Genomic DNA, 14,346 nt, shown 5'->3' with positions numbered 1-14,346 from the left:
GTTGAGATCTCCGGGCAGGCCGTTCGCCGCGCGTGTGGGGGGCAGAGACTGGATGATCTGCCCCGAGACGGGATTCCAGACGACTCCCGCGCGGGAGCGGCACCACGACTTTAAAGGGTGTCTTGGACCTTGATCTGGCCGCGCTGGATGACGAATTTCTGGTTGGTGTTGGTGGCGCCGCACTGGTAGAGGAAGGCGTTGTCGTTGTTGTTGCGGGTGGTGCCGACGTCGATGCACATCTCACGGGGGGTGCCGAGGGTGTCCTTGATCACGATGGATCCGTCGCGAATCACCCAGATCTGATTCGGGTTGGCCAGGCACTGCCAGATGTAGACGTTGTCGAGGTTGTTACGGGTGTTACCGGCGTCGATGCACATCTCGCGGGTGGTGCCGACGGTGTCGGCCACCTTGATGAGGCCGCCGTCGATGACGAACTTCTGGTTGGCATGGTCGAGGCACTGCCAGATCCGGATGTTGCCGTTGTTCTCGCGGCCGGGGGAGTCCAGGCACATCCCCTTCCGGGCCCCCGCGGGAGTGGCGACGTTCAGGGTGCCGTCGCTGATGGTGTATTCGGTGCCGTTGCCGGGGTCGGTGTAGCGGAAGGTGCCTGCGCCGGCTGGGAGGGTGGTCCCCGCCGGGGCCGAGGCGGCCACGGTGATCTGCGGGGAGAAGCGGAAGTAGCCGCGGGACGGCCAGCTGCTGCGGCCCCCGTTGATGCCATAGCCTTCACACGTCAGTGTGGTGTTGCCGGCGTTGAGGGCGCAGTTGCGCAGGCCGACATTGTTGTTCCGCCAGTTCGAGCCGTCGTCGCTGTACTGGGAGGGGACGGTGGTCTGCGGGGCGAAGATGGTGTTGCCCGGCGCGGTGAACACCACCTGCATGCCGGTGGGGGGCAGCAGGCCGGGGCCGCCGGTGTTCTGGTAGGTCCACGGCACGGCCCCGGTGGCGCCGGGCGCGATCGTCACGGTGGTCGGCACGTCCCGGCCGATGAAAGGCACCGCGGCGGCAGCGGGGGAGGCGATGACCCCGGCGAGCGTCAGCGACGTGGCCGCCACGGCGACGGCCGGACGGGTCAGGCAGGCTATGGGCATTCTCATACTCGTCAGCTCCAGTCGTTCACTTACAGTGACTGGGTCACGGTATGCAGGCGCGGTCTGCTCCGCCGCTGATCAGCGGGTGTTTCGGAGTCGGCGATCGGTAAAGATCGCCATGGTCGGGCCGTGGTGGCGATGCCGTCAACATCCAAGATCCACCCGGTGGCCGTCCCGCCGGGACAGACCGTCACCCGGTTCTCCTTTGGCTCGACTCTCCGGACAACCCAATCAAGTAGGTGGAGCGCGCCGGTTGCGCTGCGCAATGGATCGGCGTCTGGGGAAGTCCCTCGGCCGAGACGCCGCTCAGGCTGGGCCGGTGAGCCTCTATGGGCTGGCGCTGAAAACACAGCCTGAGCGGAGCGAGGACCATTTCTCGGCGACGAGCCGATCCTGTGGCGGCTGGCCCCGCTGCTCGTCGCAAGCAGCGGGGCCGAACCGGGCGTGATCACGGGCTTGGATGTCACGTGTCGTGAGCCGGAAAGGCCTGGTCGGGCGCGACGTCACGTGGTGGGGGTTGGAACTGTCGGTGCAGGCTCAGCTGGAGTAGCACTTCCAGCTGAAACGGTCGTTGACATCGGTGTACTTGGAGAAAGCGGCTGCGTTGTAGGGGTACTGCCAGGCGCAGGCTTCGTTCACGCTGAGGCCGATGCGGTCGCCTGAGCCGGTGACGCACTTCCAGTCGTTGACGGTGTTGCCATCGGTGATGACGCCGCCGGCGTTGCCGATGCTCTTGCAGTAGGAATCGAGGTTGATGCCGCCGAGTTGCTTGTAGGTCGGCGCGGTGGACAGGGTGACTGTGACGTTGGTGGTGCCGGAGGGGAGGGTGACCTCGCCCTTGGCGTTGTCGACAGTGCCGGTGGTGGCGGAGGCGATGTTGCCGATGAAGGCGGGGAGGCTGAACTGGACGCCACCGCTCGGGGTGCTGCCGGACAGATTCAGGGTGACGGTGTTGCCGGTGCTGGTGACGGTGGCACCCATCCGGCCGCCGGCGATGGGGTAGTTGGTGATGCTGACCTGGCGTCCGCTGCTCAGCCATTCGTTCGGGATGCCCCGCCCGACCAGGGCCTGGCCGTTGCTCTTCTCGGCGATCAGGGAGTCGAGCAGGACCTTGGAGGCGTTGGTCTGGCCCCACATGTGGGGGCTGGAGCCGCTGCCGGAGGTGGCGTGGGTGCCGGGGCTCCAGTTGGTGGTTCCCACCGTCGGGATGCCTTCCCACCAGGAGAACGGGGCGCTCTGAGTGTTGTTAATCATGAATTCGTAGGCGTAGATGCCTTCGCTGCGGTATTTGGTCCCGGCCAGGGCGGCTTCGCCGTAGGCGGCGTTGTAGCTCGTGCTGTAGCCGGGGTAGCCGCCGAAGGTGTGGGCGGGCAGGCCCGACAGGTGCGCGAAGCCGTAGTCGTAGGTGGAGTCCAGCAGGCTGGCCATGGGGCCGCTCTGCGCGGCACCGAACAGGTAGCCGTCCCAGTTCCAGCGGCCGAACATGAGCATGGAGCCCCAGTTGGCGTTGTTGGTCTGGCCGCACGCGTTGCGGGTGTTGGGTTCGGTCACCGAGCACGGGATGTAGCTGAGGTTGTTGGCTGAGATGACCTTCTGGAGCTGGTTGTTGACCGCCGTGAACAGGGTGTTGTACTGGGCGGTGGCCCAGTTGACCTCGGTGGTGTTGCCCAGCCGCTGAGCGATGTACTTGTAGGCGAGCAGGCCCACCAGTGCTGACTGGCTGTCCAGCGTCCAGTAACCGTCATGGTCGATGGCGGGCGAGAGCTTCATGGTGCCGCCGGGGCCGGTGGCCGAAGTCACGATGCTGCGAGCGAAGTCGCGGATCTTGGTGAAGTTGGCCGAGACGTATGCGGTGTCGCCGGTCTTCTGCAGGTACACCGCCCACGGCCAGCTGTACTTGTAGGCCGCGTCGGGGTACTGGTCGTGGAAGAGGGTCTGCAGGTAGTCCTTGGCGTTCACCAGTTCGCCCTGCTGGATGAGGCTCACGACCATGCCGATCAGGTCGTGGTCGAAGGGCCTGTCGTACTCGTTCTCCCCGACATTGAGCCGGGGGCCGTCTTTGACGATGTTGGTGTAGATGAAGCCGGCCTTGAAGGCGTTGACCAGACGCGTGTCGGGCAGGTCGATCTGGGCGATGCCCGCGAGCCTGCCGTTCCAGTAGGACTTCATGTGCGAGTAGCGGGCGTCGTAGCCGCCGGCGGCGATCAGACTGGTGTCGGCGGGCCAGGGGTAGGTGTTGCCGAACCGGTCGGTTGCGATCACGTAGTCGTGGTTCACCGTCTGCCCGGGGGCGACGGTATTGGGGGCGGAATTGAGCGGGAGGAACTGTGGGGAAGGGGCGGGGTCCAGCGTGCGGGCAACGCTGTCGTGGTTGCGGACGCTGACACGGGAGTAGACGGCCACGTAGTCGTTGCCGCCGACGGTCACCTTGTCACCGAAGTTGGTGATCGTCACCGTCGAGTTGTCCCGCTCGAACTGGGTGACGAGAGCCGGGAGGTAGCCCTCGGCGTTCGACCACTGCATGCCGGCGGGGTTGTTGTAGATCCCGAAGCCGACCTTGAGGCCGCGCTTGCCGTCGGCCTGGATATCGAAGCTCCCGTCCCGGTGCGCCATCGAGGCCCACCAGTCACCTTCCCAGCCGATCACGGCACTGTCGACCTGGGTAGGGCTCGCCTGAGCCGGGGGTGTGTCGATGACTTGGCCGCCGAGTGCGACGCCCGACGTGGCGAGCACCACGGCGGCCAGCCATGCGGCCCGGCGACGCCGTCTTTGAATCGATTTCATGATTTCCTCCGCGTGGATCTAGGGGGGGTGATCGCGGATGCCGAGATCGAGCATTTGCACGCTCAAATCTGGTGGGCCAGAGAAAAGATGTCAACCCGTTGCCCGAGTTAACTGCGTGGGCTCGCCGGTCGCGCGCTGGAGGATCGGATGATCAGCTGAGGATCCAGCAGCTGGCTCGTGGGGCTCGCCGTATCGGTGCCCAGCAGGGCGGCGATGACGCGCTGGCCGGCCAGCTCGATGGGCTGGCGGATGCTGCTCAGGTCCAGCGCCTCGGCGGTCGGTGTGTCGTCGAAGCCGACGATGGCGAGGTCACGGCCGACCTCGAGCCCCCAGCGCTGAGCCGCCTGCATGGCCCCGACAGCGAGCGTGTCGGTCGCCGTCACGATCGCGGTGGGGGGATCTGGTTGTTCCAGTAGGTGGAAGGTGCTCTGAACGGCGGAGGCGATCGATTCCTCGCTGCGTACGTCCAGCGCGTGGCAGGCCGACCCGAGCTCGTGGCGGTCGATGGCGGTGCGCCAGCCGCGCGCGCGACGGTCGCCGATGGTGTCGCCGGCCAGCCATCCGACGAAGCCGATGCGTCGATGACCACGATTCACCAGGTGGTCAACGGCAGCGCCTACCCCCGCGACGTTGTCCACATCGATCCATGGGTAGGCGTCGGCGGCGCTCTCCGTTCGGCCGAAGGCGACGAACGGAACGCTTAGCTTGAGCAGGGCCGTGGGGCGTGGATCGTCGGCCGTCAAGCCGTGGAGGACAACGGTGTCTACGGCCCCGCCGCGGTAGAGACGGCTGGCGGTGTCGACCTCCGCGGCATCGTCCTCGGCGCTAAACAGCACCAAGTGGTGGTCGGTGGTCCGGCCCGCCTCGGCGAGGGCGTGCAGAAATCTGTCGTTGATCGAGGCAAGGGCTCCGTGAGCCAACGGCTTGATCAGGTAGCCGATCATCCTGGAGGCACTGCGCACCAGCGCCTGCGCTTGCCGGTTCGGCTGGTAGCCGAGAAGTTCGATGAACTTCGCAACATGCTCACGGGTGGCGGGACGTACACGCTCAGGTGCATGCAGGACGTTCGACACGGTCTGCCTGGACACTCCGGCCACTCGGGCCACGTCCTGAAGCGTCGGCGAGTTCGCACGATCTCGCTCGCGCCGCTCCAGAGCGTCCACATTCCCTCCACGAGTCCCCTGCGCTGATCCCTGGCTGCATTGTCCGGGAAGTGGCCCCTAGTGTGGCCGCCGCGGGGTCTGCTAGTCTCGCCGCCACCTGATTTGAACGCTCAAAGCGTACCAAGTTCGAACAGTCCCTCGGTAAAAACGGAGGCGACGTGATTCACCACCAGCCCGCCCTGCACGAATCGTCAGCGGCCAGTCGATCTCGCCCACCTCAGCCGCCGCCGACACCGGCACCGCACCGGTGATCAGCATCCCCGGGTCGGCGCGCAGCGGCGCACCTGACCGGTTGGCGGGCTCACCCCGAGCCCGCCAACTGCGCGTCAATGGTCCTCGCTCCGCTCAGGCTGTGTTTTCCACGTCCCCTGCCGCGTTACCCGCCGGGTGAGTCGCAGATCACCGAGATTCCGCCAGCGGGGCTTCGGAAGCGTTATGGGTGGCGTGCCTCCAGCGAGCCCAGACGGTTTTGCCTGGGCCGTCTGTAAGTGCGGTGATGCCGTGGTCGTGGGCGAGGGCGGCCACGATGGTGAGACCACGGCCGTGGACGGACTCGATCCCGAGGTCGAGGTGGCGGGGCTGCCCGGTCCCATGGTCTGTGACTCGCACGCAGAGATCTCCGGGCGAGGCCCACAGGGAGAGCCTGATCGGAGGGTCGCCGTAGTTGATCGCGTTGACGAGCAACTCATCGGCCACCAGGACCACGTCATCCGCTAGGTCGCCAAGCGCCCAGGTGGTCAGGGTGTCTCGCACCATGGCGCGCGTCGCGCCGACCATCGAGAGGTCGTGGGGAAGGTCCCAGCAGACGGTGCGAAGACCGTTCGGCGTCTCTGGCATGCGGGCTCCTAGAGATGATGGTTGTTGGAGGCGTTCGGGCAGGTGAGATGCCTCATCGGGGGACCTTCCGACCGCGTGCGAGAGCGCCTGGGATGGCGTGTACCTCGTCGCCACGGGCCGGGTTCGCGCCACCTGCTCGGCTTCCCGCATCAGGTCGCGGAGCTCGTCGACGGTGCGGCCCTGCACGATCAAGGGTTCAGGCGTACGCCAGGTGGCGATGGCGTAATAGCGTCGTGTGCCGACGCCGTACCAGACGGTCCACCCGGGCTCGATCTGGTCCAGTTGGTGTGCGGCGGCTCGTTCGGCGAGGTCCCACCGCCGCTGGGCGGCTTGCTCGATGGTCCTCCCTCGCCGGTGCCGCCCACCTGGCCGTGTCTCACGGTCGCGCCCGTTCACGCCGCCGCTTCCCCTCCGTACGGCTCTTGCCCCCTGGATGAGGTCCCGGTGCCAGCGGGTTGGCCACGCCGGTACGGCACCGCTCTCGCCGTGACAGGTTCGGCCGTCCGTCTGTGCCGACCGACCGGCACCGAGCGGGGCACGGACGAGATGCGGTAGGGCTCCTGCCTCGGCAATGGCCGCAACGGCGTCGCCGCCGGCGACCCGCCGTCCCGTCCCAGACGCCGACGAGCGCTCAGACGCGCGCTGACCTGCGCGGGAGTGGGCTGCTCCCACTCGTGGTGTGGCCGGTGCGGCAGGCTCCCGGCGTCATGGGTGTACGGCGGATGGCCACACCACCGGCACCCGAGCGGCATCGGCGGCCACTCAGCCCGCCAACGCACCCGGATAACTCTTATGGGCCTAGGGTTATGCATCGGGATCGGACCTCCAGGTGTCCGGTTCAAGAGGCTCGCCCGGCCTGCACTGCCGAGGCGGGCCTCGTTTCCTTATGAGCCGTTTGTAGGTCTCTGGCGGGTCAGATGACGGCATGGGTTAGGAAGCGCGAGAAGAGCCGCGTGAAGACCCTTGTGCCAGAGCGTCCCCGCGCTACGACGCTCTCTGGTATCACTCCAGGATGACGCCACCCGTTGTGATGAGCCATGCGACAATAGTGATCGAGCAGTCCTCAACTTGCAAGGCGTAAATTGAGTTACGTGTGATTGTCTGCTATGGCCTAATGCGTCCAAATTTGCCCTTTAATGCGCCTGGAGAGTCAAGTGAGCAGTCCCACCGTCAAGCGGCGACGCCTATCTGCTGCACTTCGCCAACTCCGCGTCGAATGCGGACTCACGGCCGCAGAGGCGGCTAAGCAACTGGATTGGGATCCCTCAAAGATCACGCGAATGGAACGCGACGAGTGGAAGCGGCCTGCACCACACGACATCAGAGGTCTGCTCGATCTATATGGCGTCACCGACGAGCGGCGGCGAGAAGCTTTGCTCACCTTGGCGAGAGAGTCACGGCAGCGGGGCTGGTGGGCCGATTACCAGGACGTCTTTCGCAGTTCCCTGCCCGATTTCGAGGCAGGTGCCTCGATGATCCGGTCGTACGAGGCGCTTCTCATACCTGGCTTGCTCCAGACGGCTGAGTACACGGCGGCCGTGCTCCGGGGTGGGCAAGTTCTGGGTGAGGCGGTTATCGAACGCCGTGTTCAAGCCAGGTTGGCGCGTCAGCAGATCATCTCGCGTGAAGATCCACCCGAGTTGGTCATTGTGATCGACGAGGCCGCGTTGCACCGGATGACCGGCGGGGCAGGGGTGATGCGTGCTCAGTTGGAGCACGTGATCGACATGGCGACTCGGCCTAACATCACCGTCCAGGTTCTGCCGCTGTCCGTGGGTTCACATCCGGCCATGACGGGAGGCGCCTTCCTGATTCTGGACTTTCCTTCGCCGGACGACCCGAGTCTTGTGTATATGGAGACCGCAACAGATGACCTATGGCTGGAGACACCGGAGGAACTCCGACGCTATACGCTCATTTTTAGCCAAGTGCAGGGGCTTGCCCTATCTCCTGATGAGTCCGTGCACCACATGGCTGCATTAGTGGATCGATTGGAGAGGTAGACCGAACAGTGGATCACACCAGCCTTGCATGGCGGAAGAGCAGCTACAGCGGGACGGGAGACAACTGTATCGAGGTGGCGACCGCTCCCGATGGTTGTCAGGTTGTGCGTGACAGCAAGATCCTCGATGGCCCGGTGCTGAGCTTCACTCGCGATGAGTGGCATGCGTTCATCAGCGACATAAGAACGAGTCGCTACGCCAACTCCTGAAGCCACGAGGTTGAGGCCCCTGATGGGAGAAACACCAGGGGCCTTTGAACTGACCTTCTACGAGAACGCTGCCGGGTCGTGTTTCCACTGCTCAGGGGCTGTGTTAAGGGCTCGGGCCGGACAGCGAAGGTGACGGTCCAGGTGTTGCCGTTCTCGGTAGGCATGCACCCGGCGATGGACGGACCATTCGTGATCGTCGGCTTTCCCGAATCGGCCGATCTGGACGTTGTGTACCTGGAGAGTCAAACTGGTGCGTTGTACCTCGAAGAGCGGCAGCAGGTTGATCGGTATGACCAGGTATTCGATCACCTGCGTGCCAAGGCGCTTGATCCGGTGGACTCGCGTGCCCTCATCGCACAGGCAGCCAGAGACTTCACATGACCAACTCCTCAGGGAGGCTCAGAGTGGACGACAAGTTCCGGCTCCGCGGTCAATGGCGTAAGAGCAGTTACAGCAACAACGGCGGCGACTGCGTCGAAATCGCTGTGGCGGACGACCTGAACCTCATGGCACATGAGGGGGGTGGCGAGACGATCTACCTCATGCGCGATTCCAAGGTTCCCGACGGGCCCGTGCTGACGCTCACTCCCACTGGATGGGACGTCTTCCGCGCCGCCATCAGGAACGGCGCGTTCGAACAGCCTCATTAATGCTGTGGCCTCTGCTTCGAGTGTCGGCCAACGGTTTCTGATCACGGGTTCAGGTACGGGTCGTTTCGAAAGCTCCTGAAGGCGTGAGGTCGAGGCCCCTGGCGAGAGACCCCAGGGGCCTTGACGCACCTTCTATGAGACGCTGCCGGTCGTGTTGCCACTGCTCAGGGGCTCGGCGAGGGCTCGCCGGACAGCGAGCCTGAAGCGGCGGCAGCCCTGATAAACACAGCCCGAGCGGAGCGAGGACCATTTCCTCGGTGGCGGGTTGTTCATGTGGCGGCGAGCTGGGACAACACGGGGCGGGGAAGCCAGGCCAAGAACATCCTGTTCCACCTCAACCGGGCTGGCATCCCCGCCATCGACCAAGCCGTCCTCGCCGACTTTGCTGTCCGTACCGTGTTCGCTCCCGACCGCGCTGTCGTGTCCGCGACTGCCACAGCTCCGACAACCCGTAAGGTCGGGCAGATGACGGCCCTCAGCCACGAGGCTCCCATGGACGCCCATACGCTACGTAACGCCCTCGCTGACCGGCTCACCCAGCACGGCGCCGTCACCGACGCCGCCATTGAAGATGCCTTTCGCGCCGTACCCCGCGAGAAGTTCCTACCTGGCGTTCCCGTCGATCAGGCATACGCCGACGACCCTGTCTATACCAAGGCGGACGGAGGCGGCACCCGCATCTCGGCAGCCTCCAAACCGACCGTGGTCGCCCTCATGCTCCACCAATTGGGGGCCGAACCCGGCGACAAGGTGATGGAGATCGGTGCCGGAACCGGCTACAACGCCGCCCTCCTCGGCCATCTCGTCGGCCCCTCCGGGCGCGTCGTCACCATCGACGTCGATGACGACCTCACCACTGGAGCCCGAGCCCACCTGGCCGACGCAGGTGTCACCAACGTGGAGGTGATCCTTGGCGACGGGGCGCTCGGCCGCCAGTCCGAAGCCCCCTACGACAGGGTGATCGCCACCTGCTCCGCCTACGACATCCCCGCCCCCTGGCTGACCCAGCTCACCAACGGCGGCCGGTTGGTCGTCCCCACCCGGTTGCGCGGCACCGCTTCGCGCACCATCGCCTTCGAGCGCGAAACGGATGGCTGGAGGTCGGTCGACAGCCACCTGTCGGTATTCATGCCGCTGCGCGGCCTAGGCGACGACGCACGCCGTACCGTCGCGCTCACCCCTCAGCAGGATGTCACCCTCCAGGTTCATAAGGACCAGACCGTCGACGCCGACCAGATGGAGAATGTGCTCGACGCCCCCGCGCTCCAGGAGTGGACCGGTGTGCGGCTTCCACCTGGCGCGTCGTTCGAGTGGATGGACCTGTGGCTCGGGCTCACCCTCGACAACGCGCTGATGCGCATGTCGGTCGCCGCCGAGGCCAAGCAGAGGTACGGTCTCACGCCGATGTTCGGGTGGGGAGCGATGGCCACCACCTGGGGCGCGAACCTGGCCTACCTGACGATGCGACGGAACCCAGAAGGGAACTTCGAGGTCGGCGTTGCCGGGCACGGACCAGAAAGTCAGGCGCTGGTTCAGGACGTCGCCGAGCAGATCCACGTCTGGGGCGGCCTCTACCGGGGCAAGACGGCCACTTTCGCTCTCCCTGACCGTGACCCCGGCGCCACCGACCTGGCCGCCGGCCGTTTCGTCCTGCCTCGTCCTGGACGCCCCATCGTTGTGACCTGGCGGTGACGTTGTGGACCCTACCGGGCCGATAGCACAACGCTTCCCGCTACTGCCCCGCAGTCGGCCTATCTGCTCGCCCCTGACGGCACGCGTGGAACAGATCAGCGCTCTGGCCCACGCCGCCGTCCAGACAGGCGACCCCACCAAAGCCGCGGCCGTCCACAACCGCTCCGCGCTCCTCGCCTCCGACTGCGGCCTGCCGGAACTCGCCCGCACATGGTGTCACCGCCACGCTCGCCTGCACCTGGAGGCGCTCCCGCTGACCGGCACGGCTGCCCGCTGCGCCCTCGAACCACTGGTCAACCTCTGCCGCCTGCACATCCGCGCAGGACTAGGCGAGATCGCCTACCAGGTGCTGGCCAACCTCTACGAGGCGGTCAACACCCGCGCCGACACCAGTATCGATGGCATCGACCTGCCTCGTTCGGCGCCGGGCGCGTACCTTGTGGCGCAGGCTCGCCGCGTACAGCGCGCTGGAGGACTCGGTCGAACGGCGTGCCCGCTCGCTGAAATCGTCGAAGAAGCGCTGGTCGTCTGTCGCGGGGTGGGTGGCGATCTGCCGGCTCAGGAAGCAGTCTTCCGGCGTGACGTTGCCCTCGATGTCCACGAAACTCAGGATCCGGTCCGGTTCCTGGTGGGCGAGTATGAGTGCGGTGAGGCCGCCCATGGAGTGGCCGACGACGTGGAAGCGGTCGATACCCGCTGCCCGCAGCACCGCCTGGGCGGTCTTCACGAGGAACGGGATCGAGATCTTCGTCAGGTTCGCGCACCGTGTCTCCCCACAGCCCGGGGCGTCGTACGCGAGGAACGGCCGCCCGTCGAATGCCGGTTGGCGGACGAAGTCGGCGTAGTCCTCCTTTGTGGAGCCGAAGCCGTGCAGGAAGACGACAGGAGCGCGTTCACCGTCCCGTCGGACGGTGGCGACCCGCAGGGCCACCTCATCGATGTGGAGGCTCAGGTGTTCGTAGGTGAACTCGCTACCTGTGGCCAAGGCTTCTCCATTCACACAAGTCACACAAGGCGGTAGTACTCAAGCGTCGTGACGCCGCCGCGTATGGCTTCGAGGGCATTCTGCTCGGCCGCGACCCGTTCGTCGGACCGGTCGAGGGCCTTCGCCACTGCTTCGGCGGGTACGACGACCACGCCGTCCGCGTCGCCGACGACCAGGTCTCCGGGCCGGACGACGACTCCGCCGACCCGAACCGGTACGTCGAAGGTGCCGGGGTGGTCCTTGCCGGTGCCGACGACGGTGATGTGCCGGGCGAACACGGGGAAGCCGAGGCCCGCCTGTTCGGCGGTGTCCCGTACGCCACCGTCCACGACCAGGCCGAGGATGCCGCGCTGCTGGGCGGCGACGGCGAGGATCTCGCCCCAGTGGCCGTGCGCGGCGCCCTGAAGGTCGACCACGAGGAGGCTGCCGGCGGGGGCCTGCGCGACGGCACGGTGCAGGGCGAGGTTGTCGCCGCCGATGCCCTGCACGGTGAACGCCGGGCCGGCCACCCGCGCCCCCGACCAGGCAGGGCGCAGGGCCGGGTCGCAGGCGTGCGCGGCGCCTCGGCACGCCTCGTACAGGGTGGCGGTGCTGTGGCCGCGGGCCGCGTCCGTCATGTCGGCCTCCTCGTCTGGAGCCGGTGGTAGCCGAACTTCTCGCGGGCCTCGCGCAGGGTGCTGCCGGCGCGCGCCGCGTCGACGATGTCTGACTCGACGCGCTCGATGTCCTCGGAGATCTCGGTGACCCGCTCGGCCTCGGCGGCCGGCACGGCGAGCACTCCATCGGCGTCGGCGGCGATGAGAGTGCCGGGGCGTATCTCGATGCCGTTGACGGTGATCGGCTCGCCGATGGCGACCAGGCGCACCCGATCCTTGCCGGTGCGCATGAAGCGGCCGCGGCTGAAGAGCGGGTAGCTCCGCGTCAGTGAGGCGGACACGTCGCGGCAGACCCCGTTGATCACGGTCCCGGCGATACCGCGGGCGGCGGCGACCTCGGTCATGATGCCGCCCCAGACGGTGACGTCGGTACGACCGGCGTTGTCGATGACGATCACCGAGCCCGGCGGCACGTCATCGAGGAAGTCGCCGACCGTGCCGGCGCCGGCCTCGTCGACGGACGCGTAGCGGACGGTGAAGGCCGGCCCGACGGCTCGGAAGTCGTTCGCCAGGGGGGACAGGCCGTGCAGGGCGCCCTCAATGCCGATCCGGTCCAGGGCGTCGGACACGGCAGTGGTGGGCAGGGCACGAAGCCGGGCGACAAGATCGATGTCGCCGATGCTCATCACTTCTCCTCCTTCCCGGCCAGACGGGCATCGCGCATCGCGTTCGGGAGCGGAACCCCCGCGCGGACTTCCGCCTCGATCACCGCCTCCCGGTCCGCGACGGCCTGGGCCGCCTTGAGTACGTCAGCGGCCCGCTCACGGGGGACGACCACGACGCCACCCTCGTCCGCGAGCACGACGTCGCCGGGGTTGATCGTCACGCCGCCGATGACGATCGGCTCGCCTGCCGATTTCTGCCGCAGTCGTCCGCGCGCGGTCACCGGGACCTGCGCCCGCGCGTAGACGGGGAAGCCGAACTCCCTGGCCTGGCCGACATCCCGGCAGGCGCCGTCGGTGATCACGCCCCGGACGCCGTTCACCGCGGCGCCGAGGCTGACGATGCCACCCCAGGTGGAGACGTCGGTACGACCGGCGTTGGCGATCACGAGGACGTCCGTGGAACCGGACTCCGCGATCGTCCCGGTGAGGATATGGGCGCCGCCGTGCTCGGCGGTCAGCGGTTCGAGTTCAACGGTCTTCGCGAACCCGGCCACCTTCGGACGGCCCCACATCGGCCGGATGCCGCCCAGGCCGGCAGGGAGACCGCAGTTGTCGAGAGCGTCGGACACGGCGGCCGTGTCCAAGGCCGTGAACTGCGCCAACAAGGCTGCTTCAGCTGTCATGCCCTTCAGTGAAGCAAGACCAGTCAATATACTGAAGGTCTGATTTCCTCTCTCACTCATAGGCAGAGCGACTCATGATCGAGGTTCGCCAAGCCCGCTACTTCCTGGCTGTCGCGGAGACACTGCACTTCGGACGCGCCGCCGAGAAACTCGGCATGTCCCAACCGCCGCTGAGCCAGGCGATCCTTCAGCTGGAGCGGCAACTGGGAGCGCAGCTGTTCGATCGCACGGGGCGCAGTGTCAAGCTCACCGAGACCGGAAGGGCCTTCGCGGAGGAGTGCCGCAAGCTGGTGGCTGTCGCGCAGTACGCCCATGAGGTCGCCACCCAGGCCGAGGCGGGACTGGTGGGAACGCTGCGGATGGGGGTGGTGACCTCGGCGCTCAGCGAGCCCCTCCTCGGTGCTCTGGCCACGTTCCGGGAGACCCGTCCCCGTGTCGAGCTCCAGATCACGGAGGTGGACACGGGAACGGGACAGGAAGCCGTCGCCCAGCGCGAGATCGACATCGCCGTCATCCGGCCCAGCGCACCCGTACGCGGCCTGCGCATGCGGCCCTGGCGACATGACCACTTCGTGATCGCGCTGCCGGAGGAACACCCCCTCGCCGGCAACCCCGCGGACCCGGTCGACCTTTCCCGATTCGCCGACGAGCCCTGGGTCTGGCTGCGCCGCGAGGCGTCACCGGACTACCACGACCAACTCATGATGACCTGCCGCCGAGCCGGTTTCACCCCCGACGCACGGCACCTCGCCAACTCGATTCTGACCCAACTGGCCATGGTGACCTGCGGCCTCGGCGTCACCCTCGTCCCCAACGCGACCGCCTCGCGCACGTTCCGGCACCCCGTCGCCTACCGTCCCCTTACCGACCCCGCCGACATCGTCGAACTTTCCCTCGTCACCCGGGCCGGTACTCATGAACCACTGGTACAGGAATTCCTGCGTATCGCGTCGCACGGGCCGTCCGATGCGGCGCGGGACGACTGAGG

14 protein-coding genes are annotated in these 14,346 nt (G+C 66.7%); 6 read left to right on the top strand and 8 right to left on the bottom strand.

Annotated elements, in window-relative coordinates:
- Nucleotides 1-110: 110 nt before the first annotated feature.
- From AB0H21_RS29995 to AB0H21_RS29980, 4 genes are all read right to left on the bottom strand, one after another.
- Entirely contained in the window at nucleotides 111-1,097 is a 987-nt protein-coding gene (locus AB0H21_RS29995; RefSeq protein ID WP_358523142.1) for an RICIN domain-containing protein, read from the bottom strand.
- A gap of 531 nt (nucleotides 1,098-1,628) precedes the next feature.
- Nucleotides 1,629-3,875, bottom strand: a complete 2,247-nt coding sequence (locus tag AB0H21_RS29990; protein ID WP_358523140.1) for a hypothetical protein — start codon at nucleotides 3,873-3,875, stop codon at nucleotides 1,629-1,631.
- Nucleotides 3,876-3,982: 107 nt separating this feature from the next.
- Nucleotides 3,983-5,038, bottom strand: a complete 1,056-nt coding sequence (locus AB0H21_RS29985) for a LacI family DNA-binding transcriptional regulator (RefSeq protein WP_358523138.1) — start codon at nucleotides 5,036-5,038, stop codon at nucleotides 3,983-3,985.
- Between the two features lie 399 nt (nucleotides 5,039-5,437).
- The gene (locus AB0H21_RS29980) at nucleotides 5,438-6,271 is read right to left on the bottom strand and encodes an ATP-binding protein (protein ID WP_358523135.1); all 834 of its coding nucleotides are present in this window, start codon (nucleotides 6,269-6,271) and stop codon (nucleotides 5,438-5,440) included.
- 740 nt (nucleotides 6,272-7,011) lie between these two features.
- Here AB0H21_RS29980 and AB0H21_RS29975 point away from each other — a divergent pair.
- From AB0H21_RS29975 to fxlM, 5 genes are all read left to right on the top strand, one after another.
- Nucleotides 7,012-7,878 (top strand): helix-turn-helix transcriptional regulator, encoded by an 867-nt coding sequence (locus AB0H21_RS29975; RefSeq protein WP_358523133.1) that lies wholly within the window; start codon nucleotides 7,012-7,014, stop codon nucleotides 7,876-7,878.
- Between the two features lie 8 nt (nucleotides 7,879-7,886).
- The gene (locus AB0H21_RS29970) at nucleotides 7,887-8,087 is read left to right on the top strand and encodes a DUF397 domain-containing protein (protein WP_358523130.1); all 201 of its coding nucleotides are present in this window, start codon (nucleotides 7,887-7,889) and stop codon (nucleotides 8,085-8,087) included.
- A gap of 129 nt (nucleotides 8,088-8,216) precedes the next feature.
- Entirely contained in the window at nucleotides 8,217-8,468 is a 252-nt protein-coding gene (locus tag AB0H21_RS29965) for a Scr1 family TA system antitoxin-like transcriptional regulator (RefSeq protein WP_358523127.1), read from the top strand.
- Between the two features lie 23 nt (nucleotides 8,469-8,491).
- Entirely contained in the window at nucleotides 8,492-8,737 is a 246-nt protein-coding gene (locus tag AB0H21_RS29960; protein ID WP_358523125.1) for a DUF397 domain-containing protein, read from the top strand.
- 465 nt (nucleotides 8,738-9,202) lie between these two features.
- On the top strand, nucleotides 9,203-10,429 hold the full coding sequence (gene fxlM / locus AB0H21_RS29955) for a methyltransferase, FxLD system (RefSeq protein WP_358523122.1): 1,227 nt from the start codon (nucleotides 9,203-9,205) through the stop codon (nucleotides 10,427-10,429).
- A 325-nt stretch (nucleotides 10,430-10,754) separates the two neighbouring features.
- Here fxlM and AB0H21_RS29950 read toward each other — a convergent pair whose 3' ends face one another.
- The 4 genes from AB0H21_RS29950 to AB0H21_RS29935 are packed head-to-tail and all read right to left on the bottom strand — an operon-like array spanning nucleotide 10,755 to nucleotide 13,358.
- Nucleotides 10,755-11,414 carry an alpha/beta fold hydrolase gene (locus tag AB0H21_RS29950; RefSeq protein ID WP_358523119.1) on the bottom strand — a complete coding sequence of 220 codons (660 nt, stop codon included), beginning with the start codon at nucleotides 11,412-11,414 and terminating at the stop codon, nucleotides 10,755-10,757.
- A gap of 20 nt (nucleotides 11,415-11,434) precedes the next feature.
- The gene (locus AB0H21_RS29945; protein WP_358523116.1) at nucleotides 11,435-12,031 is read right to left on the bottom strand and encodes an RraA family protein; all 597 of its coding nucleotides are present in this window, start codon (nucleotides 12,029-12,031) and stop codon (nucleotides 11,435-11,437) included.
- On the bottom strand, nucleotides 12,028-12,696 hold the full coding sequence (locus AB0H21_RS29940) for an RraA family protein (protein WP_358523113.1): 669 nt from the start codon (nucleotides 12,694-12,696) through the stop codon (nucleotides 12,028-12,030). Before AB0H21_RS29940 ends, AB0H21_RS29945 begins: the two co-directional genes overlap by 4 nt.
- Entirely contained in the window at nucleotides 12,696-13,358 is a 663-nt protein-coding gene (locus tag AB0H21_RS29935; protein ID WP_358523111.1) for an RraA family protein, read from the bottom strand. The genes AB0H21_RS29940 and AB0H21_RS29935 overlap by 1 nt, the downstream gene beginning before the upstream one ends.
- Nucleotides 13,359-13,432: 74 nt before the next feature.
- On the opposite strand from AB0H21_RS29935, the gene AB0H21_RS29930 reads away from it, so the two are divergent.
- A complete protein-coding gene (locus tag AB0H21_RS29930) occupies nucleotides 13,433-14,344 on the top strand; it encodes a LysR family transcriptional regulator (protein WP_358523109.1) in 912 nt (303 codons plus the stop codon).
- Nucleotides 14,345-14,346 lie beyond the last annotated feature (2 nt).

Origin of the sequence: Sphaerisporangium sp. NPDC051011, assembly GCF_040653595.1 — a bacterium.
Taxonomy (GTDB): domain Bacteria; phylum Actinomycetota; class Actinomycetes; order Streptosporangiales; family Streptosporangiaceae; genus Sphaerisporangium.
The sequence above is the reverse complement of the archived record's forward strand: the minus strand, read 5'-3'. Positions and strand labels throughout refer to the sequence as shown.